11 protein-coding genes are annotated in these 18,750 nt (G+C 71.4%); 6 read left to right on the top strand and 5 right to left on the bottom strand.

Annotated features, from left to right (window positions below):
• Positions 1-15 precede the first annotated feature (15 nt).
• The 6 genes from fxsT (EAO72_RS32785) (at position 16) to fxsT (EAO72_RS32810) (ending at position 10,982) form a co-directional block, all read left to right on the top strand.
• On the top strand, positions 16-3,009 hold the full coding sequence (gene fxsT / locus EAO72_RS32785) for an FxSxx-COOH system tetratricopeptide repeat protein (RefSeq protein ID WP_148020689.1): 2,994 nt from the start codon (positions 16-18) through the stop codon (positions 3,007-3,009).
• Between the two features lie 68 nt (positions 3,010-3,077).
• On the top strand, positions 3,078-3,491 hold the full coding sequence (locus EAO72_RS32790; RefSeq protein WP_261991703.1) for a CU044_2847 family protein: 414 nt from the start codon (positions 3,078-3,080) through the stop codon (positions 3,489-3,491).
• The gene (locus EAO72_RS32795) at positions 3,488-4,432 is read left to right on the top strand and encodes an AAA family ATPase (protein WP_148020690.1); all 945 of its coding nucleotides are present in this window, start codon (positions 3,488-3,490) and stop codon (positions 4,430-4,432) included. The genes EAO72_RS32790 and EAO72_RS32795 overlap by 4 nt, the downstream gene beginning before the upstream one ends.
• Before the next feature lie 7 nt (positions 4,433-4,439).
• Positions 4,440-6,356, top strand: coding sequence for a hypothetical protein (locus EAO72_RS32800; protein WP_148020691.1), 1,917 nt, complete (start codon positions 4,440-4,442; stop codon positions 6,354-6,356).
• Positions 6,349-7,629, top strand: coding sequence for a CHAT domain-containing protein (locus EAO72_RS32805; RefSeq protein WP_148020692.1), 1,281 nt, complete (start codon positions 6,349-6,351; stop codon positions 7,627-7,629). The genes EAO72_RS32800 and EAO72_RS32805 overlap by 8 nt, the downstream gene beginning before the upstream one ends.
• Positions 7,626-10,982 (top strand): FxSxx-COOH system tetratricopeptide repeat protein, encoded by a 3,357-nt coding sequence (fxsT, locus tag EAO72_RS32810; RefSeq protein WP_148020693.1) that lies wholly within the window; start codon positions 7,626-7,628, stop codon positions 10,980-10,982. The genes EAO72_RS32805 and fxsT (EAO72_RS32810) overlap by 4 nt, the downstream gene beginning before the upstream one ends.
• A 92-nt stretch (positions 10,983-11,074) precedes the next feature.
• Here the strand turns inward: fxsT (EAO72_RS32810) and EAO72_RS32815 are convergent, their stop codons facing one another.
• The 5 genes from EAO72_RS32815 to EAO72_RS32840 form a co-directional block, all read right to left on the bottom strand.
• Entirely contained in the window at positions 11,075-14,881 is a 3,807-nt protein-coding gene (locus EAO72_RS32815) for a multifunctional oxoglutarate decarboxylase/oxoglutarate dehydrogenase thiamine pyrophosphate-binding subunit/dihydrolipoyllysine-residue succinyltransferase subunit (RefSeq protein WP_148020694.1), read from the bottom strand.
• 257 nt (positions 14,882-15,138) lie between these two features.
• A complete protein-coding gene (locus tag EAO72_RS32825) occupies positions 15,139-16,215 on the bottom strand; it encodes a HAMP domain-containing sensor histidine kinase (protein WP_148020696.1) in 1,077 nt (358 codons plus the stop codon).
• On the bottom strand, positions 16,212-16,949 hold the full coding sequence (locus EAO72_RS32830; RefSeq protein WP_148020697.1) for a response regulator transcription factor: 738 nt from the start codon (positions 16,947-16,949) through the stop codon (positions 16,212-16,214). The genes EAO72_RS32825 and EAO72_RS32830 overlap by 4 nt, the downstream gene beginning before the upstream one ends.
• Before the next feature lie 232 nt (positions 16,950-17,181).
• Positions 17,182-17,877 carry a spermidine synthase family protein gene (locus EAO72_RS32835; RefSeq protein ID WP_148022173.1) on the bottom strand — a complete coding sequence of 232 codons (696 nt, stop codon included), beginning with the start codon at positions 17,875-17,877 and terminating at the stop codon, positions 17,182-17,184.
• 257 nt (positions 17,878-18,134) lie between these two features.
• Positions 18,135-18,734, bottom strand: coding sequence for an isochorismatase family protein (locus EAO72_RS32840; RefSeq protein ID WP_148020698.1), 600 nt, complete (start codon positions 18,732-18,734; stop codon positions 18,135-18,137).
• Positions 18,735-18,750 lie beyond the last annotated feature (16 nt).

Below are 18,750 nucleotides of genomic sequence, written 5' to 3' on the forward strand. Positions count from 1 at the left end.
CAGGGAGACGGTTGAATGCCCGGTACGCGTAAGCAAGTTGGAGCAATCGGGGCGCAGACCGTCACCCTCAGTTTCGCCGGGTTCAACCGGGCCTGGGCGGCGTGGATCGCGGACCGTTTGGAGCGCCGTGGAGTGACGGTCGTCCAGCAGCGCTGGGACCCTCAGGTGGAGGTCCCGCTGGAGGACGCGTTGCAGGACCTGACGCTCTCCCGCGGCCGGGTCCTGGTCCTGCTCAGCGACTGGTACTTCCAGCTGGGCCCGCGCAGCCACGAGGAGTGGAACCGGGCCCTGCGCGAGGTCGTCGCCCCCGACCCCGACCGGTTCGCCGCGGTCTCCATCACGACCTCCGCCCTGCCCGGCGCCACCTCCGTGTTCGGCGCCGCGGACCTCACCAACGTCGGCGCGGTCGAGGCGGAACGCCGACTGCTCGTACGCCTGGGCCTGCCCACGACCTCACTGCCCGAGGCCACGGAGGCCCGGACCGGGCCCCGCTTCCCGTTCGACACCCCCGAGGTGTGGGGCGGGGTCCCGCGCCGCAACACCCGTTTCACCGGTCGCGAGGAACTCCTCAGCAAGGCCTACCAGGCGCTCCAGGACGCGGGGGCGGGCGCGGGTGTGGTCACGCTGCACGGCATGTCCGGCGTCGGCAAGACGCAGCTGGCCGCCGAGTACGTCTACCGCTTCGGTTCCGAGTACGACGTGGTGTGGTGGGTGCCCGCGGACCGGCGCGCGCTCTACCGTCAGAAGCTCGCCGAACTCGCTCCGGAACTGGGCCTGTCCACCGGCGCCGAGTACGGCGAACGCCTCCGCGCCGTCCGTGACTCGCTGCGCCGCGGCGACCCGCACGGCCACTGGCTGCTGATCCTGGACGGCGCGGACGAACCCGACCAGATCTGGGACCTGGTCCCGACCGGCCCCGGACACGTCCTGATCACCTCCCGCAATCCGGAGTGGAGCGAGCACAACAGCAACCTCGTCGAGGTCCCGGTCTACGAGCGCGAGGAGTCGGTCGCCTTCATCCGCCGCCGAGCCCCCCGCCTCACCCACACCGAGGCCGACCGGCTCGCCGAGGCGCTGGAGGACCTCCCGCTGCTGCTCGACCAGACCGCGGGCTGGCTCAACGACTCCGACATGTCGGTCGAGGAGTACATCGACCTCCTCGGCGGCGGCATCGACCAGGACGTCGTCAAGGTCTCCGCGGACTTCCCCCTCGCCTTCCAGACCGCCTGGTCGATACTGCTGAACAAACTCCGCGACACCGTCCCCGAGTCCGTCGACCTGCTCCGCCTGTGCAGCTTCTTCGCGCCCGGCTCCATTCCCGTACGGCTGCTGAAGGAAATGCCGTCCGGGGAACTGCCCGAACAGCTCTCGGGCCTGATGAACGACCCGCTGCTGTGGAACAAGGCGATCGGTCAGCTGCGCCAGTACTCCGTGGTCCGCCTGGAGTCCCACGACTCGATCATCGACGACGCGTCCTCCGGTGAGTCGATCTACCTGCACCGCATGGTCCACCAGATCGTCCGCAAGGACATGCCGGACCAGGACCGCCGGGAGTTCATCGACGTCGTACGCCGCGCCCTGGCGGCCGCGGACCCCGGCCGCCCCACGGACACCCGGCTGTGGCCCACGTACGCGGAGATCACCCCGCACCTGAAGTGGGCCGACGTGCTGCGCAGCACGGATCCGGCCGTGCACGGTCTGGTGCTCAACTGCCTTCGCTACATGTACCTCTCCGGGGAGTACCGCGCCGGGATCAAGCTGGGCGCGCGTGCCATGGAGGCCTGGCGGGAGCTGCTGGGCGAGAACCACCCGCGTCTGTGGGACCTCAGCTACAACTACGCGAACCTGCTGCGGGCCGTGGGTGACTACGCCGGAACCGAGGCCATCGAGCGGGCGGCCGTGGACCATCTGCGGGCCGAGCGGGGCGCACAGGACCTGGAGCACCTGCGTGCGGCCGGCGGTCTGGCGGCCGATCTGCGGGGGCTGGGGCGGTACGAAGAGGCCCACGAGATGTCCGAGTGGATCCTGGGTGCCTACCGGGAGCTGCTGGGTGAACAGGACTCGCGCACGCTCAACGCGCAGAACAACCTGGGTGCGTCCCTGCGTCTCCTCGGCCGGTACAAGGAGGCACTGGAACTCAACCGGCGCACCCTGGAATCCCGTAGGCAGTTGCTCCGCCCGCGCCATAGCTGGACGCTCTACTCGGAGATCAACTACGCCACCGACCTGCGCCTGCTCGGCCGGTACAGCGAGGCCGAGTCACTCCAGGCCCAGAGTGCCCAGGTGCACCGCACCGTGATGAAACCGGACAACCCGCAGACCCTGCGCGCCGAACACAACCTGGCCCTGTGCCTGTACCGCTCGGGGAAGCGCGGCGAAGCCGCGGACCTCTTCACCCGGGTGCTGGAACGGGGCGAGCGGGTCCTGGGCGAAACCGACCCCCTGACCATGATGTTCGCGGCCAGTCAGAGTTTCTTCGCCCGGGAGCACGCCGACATCGACCAGGCCAGGGCCATAAGCGAGAAGGTCGTGGGTGGATATGTCGACATGCTGGGTGAGGAGCATCCTTATGTCGCGGGCACGCGTGCCAACCACGCGCTGATCCTGCGCAACGTCGGCGAGCGGGACCAGGCGCACCACCTGCTGGAGGAAGCGCTCATCGACATGGGCCGGGCCGTGGGGGAGAACCACCCATGGACCCTGGGCTGTGCAGTCAACGCTTCGGCCCTGAGGAACCTCGTGGGCGACCCGGAATCCGCGGCCGCGCTGACGGACGCGATCAGCAGCCGGGCCATTGAGGTGCTGGGGCGCACCCACCCGCTGACGCTCTCCGCCCGCATCGCGCACGCGGCGGACCTGCGCGGCCTGCGCGACCTGCAACATGCGGACAAGGTGGAGTCGGAGGCGCTGGACGATCTGAAGAAGACACTGGGTGCCCAGCACGTCCACACCGTGTCGGCACGGTCCCGCGTCCGGCCGTACTGGGACTTCGAACCGCAGATGATCTGATTCATGGATTCATTGATGCAGCGTCAGTATCCTTGCTGTACGCAGGAGTTGTGAGACCAGGGGGGCGCATGACGGTCGTGGTGGGGTCGGTGGCACCCGGCGAGGACGGTCCGATACCGGTCGTGGTGGACGCCGAGGCGTACACCACGACCCAGTCGCCCGTCACCGACGCGGACTCGCTGTACGGGAGCGTGGACACCCGGGACGGCACAGGTGCCGCCCGGCGCGCGCTGGGCGCGGCCGGCGATCTGTACGGGGACGGCCTCGATCTCGCCCGTCGCTGCGCCTCCCAGGCCATGCGCAGGCTGGGCGACCTCGGGGACGGGCTGCGGCCCGACGAGGTCGAGCTCCAGGTCGGCATCACCTTCGAGGCGGGCATGGCCGCGGTGGTGAAGGCCGGTGCGGAGGCGCAGATCCAGGTCACGTTCCGCTGGCAGCCGGGGCGCGAGGAGCAGGCGACCGCGGTTGTGGCCCCGTCGTGAGCGAGGAGCCCGGGGGGACGCCGGCTCCCATTCTCCCGTACAGCCGTGTCGTCGGGCAGGGCGAACTGAAGCTGGCCCTGGAACTGAACTTCATCGCTCCCGGCATCGGCGGTGTCCTCATCGCGGGCCAGCGCGGCACTGCTAAGTCCACCGTCGTGCGCGCCTTCGCGCTGATGACCGGCGGCCGACTGCCCGTCACCCTGCCGATCAACGCGACCGACGACCGGGTGCTCGGCGGATGGGAGCTGGACGCGCTGATGCGCGGCGAGGCGAAGCGGCAGACCGGACTGCTCGAAGAGGCCCACGAGAAGGGAATGCTCTACGTCGACGAGGTCAACCTCCTCGACGACCACATCGTCAACATCATCCTCGATGTCGTCTCCACCGGCGTCCTCTCCGTCCAGCGCGAGGGCATCGACACCGAGACCCATGTGTCGTTCGGGCTCGTCGGCACGATGAATCCGGAGGAGGGCAGCCTCCGGGCCCAACTGCTGGACCGCTTCGGCCTGATGGTGACGACCAACGAGCTGGACACGGAGGAACGGCACCGGATGATCACCACCGTGCTCACCTTCGAAGAGGAGCGGACCGACCCCGGTTCCGAGTGGCTGCGCACCGCCGAGGATGAGAACCGGAAGCACCGAGAGGGACTGCTTGCCGCCCGCGACCGGCTGACCGCCGTCCGGCTCGGGACCGACGTCAGCAGGCTCTGTGCCGAGGCCGCCGCCCGGACCGGGGCCGTCGGGCAGCGCGGCGACCTGCTGGTGGCCAAGGCCGCCCGCGCGCTGGCCGCCAAGGAGGGTGCGCCGCGGGTGGAGCCCCGCCATGTGCGCAGGGTCCTGCCATTCGCGCTGCGCCACCGCAGGCCCGATTCCGTTCACGGTTCGGAACTGAGCTGGGGACCGGACGAGGAAGCCGCTCTCGACGAGCTGTTCGGCTGAGCCGCGGATGTCCGCCCGTCCCGAGCAGGCCGAGGAATCCCGGGAGCCGGACGACGTCTCCCGCCGGCTGCTGGCCGCTCTCGTCTGCGCCACCCTCGAACCGTCCCTCGGCGGCGTCCTCCTCTTCGACCTTCCTCCTGAGCATCTGACCGCCGTCACCGGGGTGTTCGCCCAGGTGCTCGGCCGGGCCGCCGGTCATGCCCCGGGCAGCACCGTGCCACGGACGGTGCTCGACGCGGCCACGGTCGACGAGGATCTGTGGATACGGCCCCGTGTGCACCGCGGACCGAGAGGCGTCGAGTTCACCTTCGGCCCCGGGCCCCTCGCCGAGACGGACAACGACCCCCGGCTCGTCGTCGTGCCCGATCTGGCCCGGCTCAGTATCCCGGGCATGCGGGCGGCCGTTCAGCTGCTCGGCGCGGACACCGCCACCCTCGAACACTCCGGCATCCGGCACCGCTGGCGGCCCCGCGCCCGATGGCTGGCCTGCTGCCGGGCCGAGGACGCCGAACTGCTCTCCCCGCACCTGCTGGACCGCTTCCCCGTACGCCTCGCCACCCCGGGACTGCGGCCGCGCCGGGGCGCCGACCCACTCGGAGTGCTCCCCGCCGCCTGGGCCACGGCCCTGGACCCGGCGACCCCGCGCCCCCGCGTCACGCTCGCCGAAGAGTTCGCCCCGGCCGTGCTGGAACACCTGGAGGACCGGGAGGACACCGGACACCGCCGGGCGCTCGCCCTGGCCCGCATCGCCCGCGCCCTTGCCCTGCTGGATGGTGCCGGGCAGGCGGGGGCTGCCGACGGTGTGCCCTCCGGCGGCCCGCTCACGGCCACCGCCGACCACGTCGGCCGGGCCGCCCGGCTGATCCGCCTGCACACCGCCCACCGTCCGGAGACACCCCCCGAAGAGCCTGTGGACCCGGATACGCCCGTCTTCCCGGAGCCCGGCCGGAACCTGCCCCGGCCCGATGCGCGGCACACCCCGGAACCGGGCACCGACACCGGCGTTCCGGTACACGACCCGGAAGCGGAAGTACCGCTCGGCCCCGCTCCGACGGGCGGGGAGCGGCCGCTCTCGGCGTCCCCGTACCCGGAGGACACCGCGGGGCCGGGGCCGGAGGGGGGTACGCTCCGGACACCCACCCGGCGCCCGGCGGGCGCCCGCGCCTCGCGGGGCCCGGTCGTCGGGGTACGGCGCGCCCGCGACCTGTGGGACCTGGCCCCGGTACGTACCGCGATGGAAGCCGCGAAATACCGGGGCGTCCGGGGCGGCGGCGCGGGACCATTGGTGATCGTCCCGCAGGATCTGCGCGGCTATGTCCGGGCGCCCGAACCGGTCCGGATGCTCACCCTGGTGCTCGACCACACGTGTCGCGGGGACTGGGACTGGCACACCACGCTCGAACCGTTCCTGCAATGGGCCTACGTCACCCGGGCATCCGTCCAGGTCGTCGAGGTCGGAGGCGCGGGGGAGACGAACGAGCTGCGGGCCGGCGCGTTCACGGCACGCTCCACCCGGGACCCCCGGATCGCGGCCGCGCTGGCCCGTCCGCCCGGCCGGGCCACCCCGCTCGCACACGGCCTCGACCGGGCCGCGCACGCGCTCCGGCGCACCTTCCGTCACCACCGCGCCGGGCTCGTCGAAGCGTTGCTGGTCGTGGTCAGCGACGGCAGGGGCAACGTACCGCTGTCCGTGAGCCGCTCCGGCGTGCGTGGCCGGGGCCCGGTCCAACGGGTAGGCGTCGACGACGCCCTGGCCGTGGCCGCTCGCATCCGCGCCCTGGGCCGGAGCCGGCTGCACTGCGTGGTCGTCGACCCGGGCGGGCATCCGCACACCCGGCTGCCGGCCACCCTGGCGGAGGCTCTCGGCTGCGGAGTCGTCCCGGGCCGGGCGGAGCGGGACCCGCGGGTGGCCGGCCATGGGTGAGGACCGCCTGCGGCTGATCCGCAGCATGGTCGCGTCGGCCGCTCAGGCGCTGCCCGGGCAGCGGACCCCGGTACCGGACAGGGCGCGCACGGCGGAGCCACGGCGGCTCGGGCCCGCCCCCGCTCACGCCGGCCGGGCGCCGGACACCACGTACGCCCGCATCCTCGTCGTGCGCCACCGCAGGGACGACCCGGGCGGCCCGGAGGCCTTCGGGGTCCGGGCCTGGTGCGACGGTGTGGAGACGCTGCCGTACACCACGGGCAACGGATTCCTGCGCCCGGTCGACGTCAACCTCGGCCGGGCCCGGCAGGGCGGTGCCCCTCCGTCCGAACTCTTCAAGTCCATCGAGCGCTGGTCGGGATACCAGTATCTGCTGACGGAGTGGATCAACCGGTGCCGACGGGCTCACGGTGACGCCCTGCAGATCGTCGTCCTCGACCAGACGGGATTCGATCTGCCCTGGGAGGCGCTCGTGCTGCCGGCGGTCCCGGACGCCGGGCTCCGCGAAGGACCTCTGGGCGCGCTCGTCGACGTGGCGCGCTGGCTGGGCGGGTTCCCGGACCGGGCGGTTGCGCCGAGGGGCGCGGTACTGGGCTTCTTCCACGCCGACATGGCCGGCGACCAGGAGTTCTTCCAGGGCTACGATCACCGCCCGCACTTCGGTATCGGGGCCTTCCTCCGTCACCTCGACGACGGCGAAGCACAGCGGACCGGCCTGGTGTACATGGGATGTCACGGCACGTTCGACGATCAGCTCAGCAAGCTCACCCTGGCCGGTGCGACGTGGGCGGACTACCAGCGGCTCGGTATGCGCCGCCTGCGCCAGGACGCCTCACTGGTCTGCCTCAACGCCTGCCACTCGGGGCGCTTCCTCGACTACAGCGGGGACGGCATGCAGGGACTGCGGGGCTTCACCCAGATCTTCCTCGACAAGGGCGCGGGCGGCTGCATCGTCTCGGCCGGCGAGGTGGGTGACGCCGAGGCCCGCATCATGATCCGGCAGATCGTCGACACCGTGACCGAGGACCCCGACAGGCCGGTCGCCCGGGCACTGCGTGCGTTCCGGGCCGAGGTCCACGAGACGTTTACCGCAGGGGGCGGTGTGCCGATGCTGGTCGGGGACGACGGCACGTTCGACGTCGTGGGCCAGCGGAACGTGCTGCGGCTGCTGTACAGCCTGATGTTCCAGTACTACGGGCACCCGTTCAGCACCGTGCGCCTCACCGGGCGCCCCCACGACGGTCCGGGCCCGGCCGAGGCGGACGCGTCATGACCCGGGACGAACGCCCCTTGCTGATCGAGCCCGTCGTGGGCTGGCTGCCCGAGGTCGAACCCGGCCTCGTCCAGGCCGTCAGCGTCGACCTGCGTGGCCCGCTCGACGACCGGGGGGAGACGGACGGTGACGCGTGGCCGTACGAGGAGGAGGAACTGGCCTTCAGCGTCACCCTGGACGGAGCACCTCACTTCGTCTGCGAGGTGCTCGACGACCCGGACGTCATCATGCACCGCTTCGGAGGGACGTACGGCCCGGCGACGTTCCTCGTCACCGCGGGCTCCTCCGCCGGCGACGGTGTGCTGAGGCTGACCGTCTTCAACCAGTGGGGCGCGGCGATCCGCAAGGCCGAACTGCCGTGCTCCATCACGGAGTCGGCTCCGGCCCCGGCTCCGGCCGACCGCTTCGCCGACCTGCCCGGGAGAGCCGGTCCGCCCGGGCGGACCGACGCCTTCGGCCCGCCCGGTCCGCGTCTCGACCCGCGCGGCGCCGATGCCACCGCCGATGCGCCGGACTCCAGCATCACCGTGAGTTTCGCCGGGTTCAACCGGGCCTGGGCGGCGTGGATCGTGGACCGGCTGGAGCGGCGCGGGGTGAACGTGAGCCACCAGCGCTGGGACCCGCCGACCGAGCTGCCGCTGGCGGAAGCCCTCCGCGACCTCACGCTCGTTCCGGGGCGGGCCCTGCTCCTGTTCAGCGAGTGGTACTTCCAGCTGGGCCCGCGCAGCCACGAGGAGTGGGACAGGGCGCTGCGGGAGGTCGTCGCGCCCGCCCCGGACCGGTTCGCCGCGGTGTCGGTCACCACCGGGCCGCTGCCCGGCGCCACCTCGCTCCTCGACGCGGCGGACCTCACGGGCGTCGGCGCGCAGGAGGGGGAGCGACGGCTGCTGGAGCGGCTGGGTCTGCCCACGACCCCCCTGCCCGAGGAGACCGAGGCCCTTGCGGGTCCCCGCTTCCCGGGCAAGGTGCCGCAGGTGTGGGGTGGGGTCCCACGCCGCAACGTGCGCTTCACCGGGCGCGAGGAGCTCCTTTCCGTCGTGTTCGACACGCTGGAGAACGCTCGGGCCGACGCCGCCGTCGTCACCCTGCACGGGCTGCCGGGCGTCGGCAAGACGCAACTGGCCGCCGAGTACGTCTACCGCTTCGGCTCCGAGTACGACGTGGTGTGGTGGGTGCCCGGCGACCGGCGCGCGCTCTACCGGCAGAGACTCGCCGAACTGGCCCCCGAGCTGGCTCTGCCCACCGGGGCGGAGTACGGCGAACGGCTGCGCGCGGTCCGTGACGCGCTGCGCCGTGGCGAGCCGTACCGACGGTGGCTGCTGATCGTGGACGGTGCGGACGAACCCGACCAGATCCGGGACCTGGTGCCGACCGGCCCCGGACACGTCCTGATCACCTCGCGCAATCCCGAGTGGGGGGAGCACCACAGCAACCTGGTCGAGGTGCCGGTCTACGAGCGCGAGGAGTCGGTCGCCTTCCTCCTCCGCCGCGCCCCCCGGCTGACGCACACCGAGGCGGGGCGGCTGGCAGGGGCACTGGAGGACCTGCCGGTGCTGCTCGACCAGACGGCGGGGTGGCTCAACGACTCGGACATGCCGGTCGAGGAGTACATCGACCTGCTCGCCGGGGGCATCGACCAGGACGTCATCAGGGTCTCCGCGGACTTCCCCCTCGCCTTCCGGACCGCCTGGTCGATCCTGCTGAACAAACTCCGCGACACCGTCCCCGAGTCCCTCGACCTGCTCCGCCTGTGCAGCTTCTTCGCGCCCGGCTCCATCCCCGTACGACTGCTGAGAACCGTGCCGCCCGGGGAACGGCCGGGACAGGCGACGGGACCGCTGGATGACCCGCAGACCTGGGAACGGGCGATCGGCCAGTTGCGCCGCTACTCGGTGGTCCGTGTGGAGACGGACGCGTCCTCCGGTGAGTCGATCCATCTGCACCGCATGGTCCACCAGATCGTCCGCAAGGACATGCCGGAACAGGACCGGCAGGCATGCGCCGATGCCGCCTGCCGCGCTCTCGCCGCCGCCGATCCCGGTGACCCGTCGGAGATCCGGCACTGGCCCGCCTACGCCGCGCTCACCCCCCACCTCGAATGGGCGGGGGTCCTGGACAGCGCGGATCCGCAGGTGCACCAGCTCATCCTCAACTGCCTCCGTTACATGTACCTCTCGGGGGAGTACGGCAGCGGCATCCGGCTCGCCCGTCCCGCGACGGAGTCCTGGGAGACGCTGCTCGGGCCCGCCGACCCCCGCATCTGGGCCCTGCGCCACCACTACGCCAACCTGCTGCGGGCCCTCGGTGACTACCGGGGCAGCGAGCGCGTCGAACGCGTCACCGCCGACTTCCTGGCCGCCGAGCGCGGCGACATGGACCTCGACCATCTGCGGGCGGCCGGCGGCCTCGCCGCCGATCTGCGGGGCCTCGGCCGCTACCGGGAGGCGCTGGACCTCTCCGTCTCGATCCTGGAACGCGACCGGCGGCTGCTCGGACCCGAGGACCCCCGCACGCTCAACGCGGAGAACAACCTCGCCGTGTCGCTGCGACTGCTCGGCCGGTACGAGGAGGCGCGGGAACAGGACGAGCGCACCCTGGCCCTGCGCCGGAGTGTCCTGGCGCCGAACGCGCCGCCGACCCTCTATTCGGAGATCAACCTCGCCATGGACCTGCGGCTGCTCGGCCGGCACCGGGAGGCGGAGCTAGCCCTGCGCGAGACGGTCGGCCGTCATCTGCGGGGGATGGGCAGCAACAACCCGCAGACGCTGCGCGCCCAATACCATCTGACGCTCTGTCAGTACGCGCTGGAGGGAGCGGTGTCCGCGCTTCCGGCGCTTGCCGCGACCAGGCAGAGCGCGCTGCGGCTCCTGGGCGAGCACGACCCCCTCACTCTCCTGATCACCATGGCCGCCGCCACGGCGGAGAGGCAGGCCGGTGAACCGCAGCAGGCCCTGGACCTGCACGAACAGGTGGTGACCGGCTACCGGCGGATGCTGGGCGACCGGCACCCGTACACGATCGGCGTCGAGGGCAACGCGGCGGTGATGCGGTGGGTCCTCGGCGACCGGGAGGCGGCACACTACGAGACCGAGCGGGCCCGCACCCTGATGGCCGGGGCAGTCGGCGAGGACCACCCCTGGGCCATCGGGTGCGCGCTGAACGCGGTGCTGATGCGCACCCGGACGGGCCGGCCGGGTGCCGCACGCGAGCTCGGGCGGGCGAGCTGCGAGCGGGCCAACGAGACGCTCGGCTCCCGGCACCCGTTGTCCGCCGCCTGCTACCGGGCGATCGCGACCGTACCGACGGACACCGACGCGGAGTTCTTCTGGCCGTTCGAACCGCTCATCACCTGAGCGCTGCCGCGCCCGGCCGCACACGCCGAAGGCCCGCCCCCGCGATCAACTCGCGAAGCCGGGCCCTCGTTCCGTACGGGTACAGCGACCGGTCAGGCCTCGAAGACCTCCGCGACCAGCTGAGCCTGCTCGGCCTGGTGGCGCTTGGCCGAGCCGACCGCCGGGGACGAGCCGCGCGGCCGCGAGATGCGGCGCAGGCGCTCACCGTGCGGGACGTCGGCGCCGACGGCCAGGTCCAGGTGGTCGATCAGGTTCAGGGCGATGAACGGCCATGCGCCCTGGTTGGCCGGCTCCTCCTGGGCCCACAGGTACTTCTCGGCGTTCGGGTACTTGGCGATCTCCGCCTGGAGCTCCGCACCCGGCAGCGGGTACAGGCGCTCGAGCCGGATGATCGCGGTGTCCGTGACGCCGCGCTTCTCGCGCTCGGCCTCCAGGTCGTAGTAGACCTTGCCGGCGCAGAAGACGACCTTGCGGACCGCGTTCGGGTCGACCGAGTCGTCGCCGATCACCGGGCGGAAGCCGCCGGTGGTGAACTCCTCCACCTTCGACGCCGCCGCCTTGAGGCGGAGCATCGACTTCGGGGTGAAGACGATCAGCGGCTTGTGGTGCGGGTTGTGCACCTGCCACCGCAGGAGGTGGAAGTAGTTCGACGGCAGCGTCGGCATGGCGACCGTCATGTTGTCCTGCGCGCACATCTGGAGGAAGCGCTCCGGGCGGGCGGACGAGTGGTCCGGGCCCTGGCCCTCGTAGCCGTGCGGCAGCAGCAGCGTGACGCCGGAGGTCTGGCCCCACTTCTGCTCGGCCGAGGAGATGAACTCGTCCACGACGGTCTGCGCGCCGTTGACGAAGTCACCGAACTGGGCCTCCCAGATGACCAGCGACTCCGGGCGGGCCAGCGAGTAGCCGTACTCGAAGCCCATCGCCGCGTACTCGCTGAGCAGCGAGTCGTAGACGTTGTAGCGGGCCTGGTCCTCGGAGAGGTAGAGCAGCGGGGTGTAGTCCTCGCCGGTCTTCTGGTCGACGAGGACCGCGTGGCGCTGGCCGAACGTGCCGCGGCGGGTGTCCTGGCCGGCGAGCCGGACCGGGGTGCCCTCCATCAGCAGAGATCCGATGGCCAGCGTCTCGCCCATGCCCCAGTCGATGGTGCCGTTGTCCACCGAGGCGGCACGGCGCTGCATCTGCGGCATCAGACGCGGGTGGACGGTGATCCCGTCGGGGATGTTCACCTGCGACTCGGCGATCAGCTTGACGACCTCCGAGGACACCGCGGTGGTCACGGCCACCGGGAACTCGGCCTGGACGTCCGGGACATGCGGCTGGGACGGTGCCGAGGTGGCCTCGCGGACCTCCGCGAACACCTTCTCCAGCTGGCCCTGGAAGTCCTGGAGCGCCTGCTCGGCCTCCTCCAGCGTGATGTCGCCGCGACCGATGAGGGACTCGGTGTAGAGCTTGCGCACCGAGCGCTTCTTGTCGATCAGCGTGTACATCTGCGGGTTGGTGAACTCCGGGTTGTCGCCCTCGTTGTGACCGCGGCGGCGGTAGCAGATGAGGTCGATGACGACGTCCTTGTTGAACGTCTGCCGGTACTCGAAGGCGAGCCGCGCGACGCGGACCACGGCCTCCGGGTCGTCACCGTTGACGTGGATGATCGGCGCCTCGATCATGCGCGCCACGTCGGTGGCGTACATGGAGGAGCGCGAGGACTCCGGGGCGGCGGTGAAGCCGACCTGGTTGTTGATCACCACGTGCACGGTGCCGCCGGTGCGGTAGCCGCGCAGCTGCGACATGTTGAGCGTCTCGGCGACGACGCCCTGGCCCGCGAAGGCCGCGTCCCCGTGGAGCGCGACGGGCAGGACGGTGAAGTCCGTGCCGCCCTTGTTGATGATGTCCTGCTTGGCGCGGGCGATGCCCTCCAGGACCGGGTCGACCGCCTCCAGGTGCGAGGGGTTGGCGGCCAGCGAGACCTTGATCTGCTCGCCGTCCAGACCGGTGAAGGTGCCCTCGGCGCCCAGGTGGTACTTGACGTCGCCGGAGCCGTGCATTGACCGGGGGTCGAGATTGCCCTCGAACTCCCGGAAGATCTGCGCGTACGACTTGCCGACGATGTTCGCCAGCACGTTCAGCCGGCCGCGGTGGGCCATGCCGATGACGACCTCGTCGAGGCGTGCCTCGGCCGCGGAGTCGATGACCGCGTCGAGCAGCGGGATGACGGACTCGCCGCCCTCCAGCGAGAACCGCTTCTGGCCGACGTACTTGGTCTGCAGGAACGTCTCGAACGCCTCGGCGGCGTTGAGCCGGCGCAGGATCCGCAGCTGCTCCTCGCGCTCCGGAGCGGGGCGCGGACGCTCCACCCGGTCCTGGAGCCACTTGCGCTCCTTCGGGTCCTGGATGTGCATGAACTCGATGCCGGTGGTGCGGCAGTACGACTCGCGCAGCACACCGAGGATGTCGCGGAGCTTCATCAGGGTCTGCCCGGCGAAGCCGCCGACGGCGAAGTCCCGCTCCAGGTCCCACAGGGTGAGGCCGTGCTCGGTGATGTCCAGGTCGGGGTGCTTGCGCTGGCGGTACTCCAGCGGGTCGGTGTCGGCCATGACGTGGCCGCGGACCCGGTAGGAGTGGATCAGCTCGAAGACCCGTGCGGCCTTGGTGACGTCGTCGTCGTGCGAGGCGTCGATGTCCTTGAGCCAGCGGACCGGCTCGTAGGGGATGCGCAGCGCCTTGAAGATCTCGTCGTAGAACTCGTTCTCGCCGAGCAGCAGCTGGGAGAGGATCCGCAGGAACTCGCCGGAGGCGGCTCCCTGGATGACCCGGTGGTCGTACGTCGAGGTCAGCGTCATGACCTTGGAGATGCCCAGCTTGTTCAGGGTGTCCTGCGACGTGCCCTGGAACTCGGCCGGGTAGTCCATCGCGCCGACGCCCATGATGAGGCCCTGTCCGGGCATCAGGCGGGGCACCGAGTGAACGGTGCCGATACCGCCGGGGTTGGTCAGCGAGGCGGTGACGCCGGTGAAGTCGTCCATGCCGAGCTTGCCGTTGCGGGCCCGGCGGACGATGTCCTCGTAGGCCTGCCAGAACTCGAAGAAGTTGAGCGTCTCGGCCTTCTTGATGGCCGCGACGACCAGCTGGCGGTCGCCGTTCGGCTTCACCAGGTCGATGGCGAGGCCGAGGTTGACGTGCTCCGGCTTCACCAGGGTCGGCTTGCCGTCCTTCTGGGCGAAGGAGTAGTTCATCGCCGGCATGGCCTTGAGGGCCTGCACCATCGCGTACCCGATGAGGTGCGTGAAGGAGATCTTCCCGCCGCGGGCGCGCTTGAGGTGGTTGTTGATGACGATGCGGTTGTCGAAGAGCAGCTTCACCGGGACGGCACGGACGGACGTGGCCGTCGGCAGCTCCAGCGAGGCGTTCATGTTCTTCGCGACAGCGGCGGAGGGGCCGCGCAGCGTCACGTACTCCGGACCGGCCGGGGCCTCGGTGGCCGGGGCGGCGGGAGCCTTCGCGGCCGGAGCCGGTGCGGCCTTCGCCGGTGCGGGCGCGGCGGCGGGCGCCGCCTTGGCCGGGGCCGGAGCGGCGGCCGGTGCGGCCTTCGCCGGAGCCGGAGCCTGGACCGCGGGCTGCGCGGGCGCGGCCGGAGCGGTGTTGTCGGCGGCCGGGGCCGCGGGCACCGCAGCCCCCGCGGCTGCGGCGCCGGGAACGGGCTTGTCCGCCGTGCCGGACGTACCCGGCTTGTAGTCGGCGAAGAAGTCCCACCAGGCGCGATCGACCGAACTGGGATCCTGGAGGTACTGCTGGTAGATCTCGTCGACGAGCCACTCATTGGGGCCAAAAGCGGCAGCCGGGTTCGTACCCGGGCTGGCTTGGTCGGTGGAGATGCTCGAGTTACTGGGGGACTGAGACGACACGGCGGCAACCGCCCTCTTCCGCTTCACAAGGTGATGGACAGCGGAAATCAAGGCTACGCCTCCCCGGCCGTTCCATGCAGGCCGGGCCGGTCTTCGTCGTGCAAGTCACATCGAAAGTCGGGTTTCGGGGCAGGAAATGGCGGGAAACAAGCTTGGTTCCGCTTCACTCCGGGTACGCGAGGCCGTAGTTACGGCCCCTTGGACCGTACCCCTTGAACAGAACACGTAGAACGTGCCCTTCCGGTTCGAACCCTATGTCAACCTCGCGGCTGATGGATCCCCGGAAGAGTGACGCGTATGCGGCAGCCGCGAGCGGATTCGGCCACACCGATCCGGCCGCCGTGCAGATCCACCGCCCAGCGGGCGATCGCCAGGCCCAGGCCCGTACCGCCGTCGCTTCCCGGACCGTGCGGAGAGGGCTCCTCGCCCCGGTTGAACCGCTCGAAGACCCGGTGGCGCTCGGACTCAGGGATGCCGGGACCCTCGTCCACGACCTCCAGGTGCAGCGACTCGGGCTGCGCGCCGCGCCGGGCGCGTACGGTGACCCGGCCGTGCGGCGGGCTGTGCTTCACGGCGTTGTCGATCAGGTTGGCCACCACCTGGTGCAGCCGCTCGGCGTCCGCGTGCGCGGTCAGCTCCGGTGGCGACACGTCCAGGTGCAGATGTACGTCCGTACGGGAGTGGTTGCCGGAGCCCGAGGACAGCCGGCGGTGCGCGGCGGCGAGGTTCGCCTCCTTGAGGACGCCCGACAGATAGGGCCACACCTCGAACCGTCCGGCCTTGAGCGTGACCACGCCGTTGTCCAGCCGGGACAGGTCCAGCAGCGTCTCCACCAGCCGGCCGAGCCGCTCGGTCTGCTTCAGAGCGGTCCGCATCGTCTCCGGATCGGCCGCGGACACCCCGTCCACGWCGTTCTCCAGCACGGCTCTCAGCGCCGCGATGGGCGTGCGCAGCTCATGTGAGACATTCGCCACCAGCTCCTTGCGGTGCCGGTCCACGGCCGCCAGGTCGTCGGCCATCAGGTTGATCGTCTGCGCCAGGTCGCCGAGCTCGTCGCGCCGGTCGGCGCCGCTCACCCGTCTGGTGTAGTCGCCGTGCGAGATCGAGCGGGCGACGGCCCTCATCTCGTCCAGCGGCGCGGTCAGGCCGTGCGCCACGAACTGGGTGATCAGCAGGGTCGCGATCACCGAGAAGACCGTGATGAACCGCAGCTCCGTGCGCGTGCGCATCGCCACCATGATCAGCCCGGTCGTGATGAACACCGAGACCACGACCAGGGTGCCCAGCTTGGCCTTGATCGAGAACGGCCGGAGCCCCGGTCCGGGCGCGGTCATGGCGCGGGGGTCTCCAACGCGTATCCGACACCGTGCACGGTACGGATCCGCTCCGCGCCGATCTTCCGCCGCAGCGCCTTGATGTGGCTGTCGACGGTACGGGTGCCCGAGGCGTCCGCCCAGTCCCAGACCTCCGCCAGCAGCTGCTCCCGGGAGAGGACCGCGCGCGGGGTGTTGGCCAGGCAGACCAGCAGGTCGAACTCGGTCGGCGTCAGGTGCACGTCATCGGCGCGGACCCGCACGCGGCGCTGCGCGTGGTCGATCTCCAGCTCGCCGAGCCGGAGTATCCCGCTGCGGGGCGTCACGGCGGCCAGTGCGGCCCGCTCGACCCGGCGCAGCAGGACGTGGACCCGGGCCGCCAGCTCCCGCATGGAGAACGGCTTGGTCATGTAGTCGTCCGCGCCGACGCCGAGGCCGACGAGCATGTCGGTCTCGTCGTCGCGGGCGGTCAGCATCAGTACCGGCACCGGGCGCTGGGCCTGCACGCGCCGGCAGACCTCCAGGCCGTCGAAGCCGGGAAGCATGATGTCGAGCACCATCAGATCGGGCTGCCAGGCCTCGGCCGCGTCCACGGCCGCGGGACCGTCGAGCGCGGTCTGCACCAGGAAGCCCTCGGCCCGCAGCCGGGCGGCAATGGCATCGACGATCGTCGCGTCGTCCTCGACCACCAGCACGCGGCGCTGCGCGCCCGGGGTGGCCGCGACACCTGTGTGGGTGGTGTGTGTCTGTTCCATCGCCCCGCCCCTGCCCGTTCTCACGGAGGCCATTCCCCCGGACGTACGGTTCTCGCTCGTGAATTTCGTGGGTGATCCCGCTATCGGTCAGCAGCGTAAAGGCAGCGAAGGGCTCCCGGCTACGCAGGGTGCAAGCCCGCGAGGGCGGGCCGGGGGAACAGCGGAGGCGGAGTGTCGCGCTTGTGGCGCTTGGCCCCCGGGCGTCCCGGGGCCCCGCATACCCGGCGGGGGGTTATCCGGCTGCTCGAATTGCGAGATGGACCACGTCGGGCACACCTCGGGCAACGCCCACTTCTTCCGTCCTTACCCCATGGAATCCGGCATTCCGCAAGGCTTGTTCGAACTCCTCGGACGGTTGCGCGGACCAGACCGCGAGCACGCCGCCCGGTGTGAGCCGCGCGTGGCAGTCGGCGAGACCTGCGGGGGAGTACAGGTTTCCGTTGTCGTCGGTGACGGTCCAGTCCGGTCCGTTGTCGATGTCCAGACACAGCGCGTCGTAACGGTCCGTAGTCGTACGGAGGTGGGCGACGAGGTCTGTCGTCAGGACCACGGTCCGCGGATCGGCCAGCGCCGCCCCCGAGATCCCGGCCAGCGGCCCGTCCCGGTGCCAGTCGACGATCGCCTGCTCCCGCTCGGCCACGACGATCCGCCCCCACCTCGGTTCCGCGGCGGCCCGGGCGAGCGAGAACCCGACGCCGAGCCCGCCGATGAGCACCGCCGGGGCGGTCCGGCCGGCGGGCAGCGCGTCGAGTGCCGCGTCGACCAGCAGCCGCTCGGAGCGCCCGTCCGAGGTGTCCATCAGAAAGCACCCGTTGGCGATGATCTCGAAGTCCTCGCCCCGCCTGCGCAGGACGACCTCCCCGTACGGCCCCTCGCGACGGTCCAGGGTGACGGGGGCGAGGGCGTCGGGGCCGATGGTGTGGTGCATGGCGATGGTCTCCGGTGGATGGCGGTCGCTGTCTCCCGCCATCCTGGCGGGTGCCGCGGCCGCCGGGCCAGCGGTTTCCCCGAACGGGTGCGGTGGTCAGCCGCGTTCGCTGCTGACCACCGCGCACGCACTCCCGCTCATGCGCGATTCCTGCGAGCCCGGCCAGGGGCGGCGGCTTCCCGTCGTGGCATCGCGATGTGTCCGGCCGCCGGCCGGAGAGCGAGGTCGTGCCGTTCCGGTCCGGCCCCCCTCGCCGTTCATGACGACACGCTGCCCTGCGGGAGCCGCCGCGGCGCCGCGAACACCACATCGGCGGACGCGGTGGTGACCTCCGCGTCCCCGCTGATCGCCCACGCCGCGACCCGTGACACCACGGCCGCCGGGACCGCCTCGCTGATTCCGGGGGCGGCCGGGATGTCCTGGGTGGCGTGGGTGTCGTGGGGGAGGACGACCCGGTAGCCCTGGGCCAGCGCCGTGCGGGCCGTCGCCTGGACGCACATCTCCGACATCACGCCGCAGACGGCGACCGCGTCGACGCCTGCCGCGCTCAGGACGGAGCCCAGCGACGTCTCCGCGAAGCCGTCGTCCCGCGTCTTGCGGATCACGAACTCCGTGGGGCCCGGGCGGACCGGCAGGTGGAGCGCCCAGCCGGGGGTGTGCGGTTCGTCGCCGGAGCCGGGGGCGCCGTCGTTCTGCAGATGCACGACCAGTGCGCCGTTCCGGCGTGCGCGGGCGATCAGCTCCGCCGTGCGCTCCAGTAGTCCGGCCGCGCCGGGCACGGCCCGGTCGCCGGTCACCCCGGCCTTCTGGATGTCGACGACGAGCAGGGCCTGGGAAGGACGGGCGGCATCGGTCATGGAGGCATCCTGTCCG

This window comes from Streptomyces sp. OR43 (assembly GCF_008042275.1).
GTDB lineage: Bacteria > Actinomycetota > Actinomycetes > Streptomycetales > Streptomycetaceae > Streptomyces.

Bases quoted from the DNA above. Each gene is read 5' to 3' on its own strand.
- EAO72_RS32840 (WP_148020698.1), bottom strand. From the start codon at position 18,734: ATGACCGATGCCGCCCGTCCTTCCCAGGCCCTGCTCGTCGTCGACATC.
- fxsT (WP_148020689.1), top strand. From the start codon at position 16: ATGCCCGGTACGCGTAAGCAAGTTGGAGCAATCGGGGCGCAGACCGTC.
- fxsT (WP_148020693.1), top strand. From the start codon at position 7,626: ATGACCCGGGACGAACGCCCCTTGCTGATCGAGCCCGTCGTGGGCTGG.
- EAO72_RS32805 (WP_148020692.1), top strand. From the start codon at position 6,349: ATGGGTGAGGACCGCCTGCGGCTGATCCGCAGCATGGTCGCGTCGGCC.
- EAO72_RS32830 (WP_148020697.1), bottom strand. From the start codon at position 16,949: ATGGAACAGACACACACCACCCACACAGGTGTCGCGGCCACCCCGGGC.
- EAO72_RS32835 (WP_148022173.1), bottom strand. From the start codon at position 17,877: ATGCACCACACCATCGGCCCCGACGCCCTCGCCCCCGTCACCCTGGAC.
- EAO72_RS32790 (WP_261991703.1), top strand. From the start codon at position 3,078: ATGACGGTCGTGGTGGGGTCGGTGGCACCCGGCGAGGACGGTCCGATA.
- EAO72_RS32800 (WP_148020691.1), top strand. From the start codon at position 4,440: ATGTCCGCCCGTCCCGAGCAGGCCGAGGAATCCCGGGAGCCGGACGAC.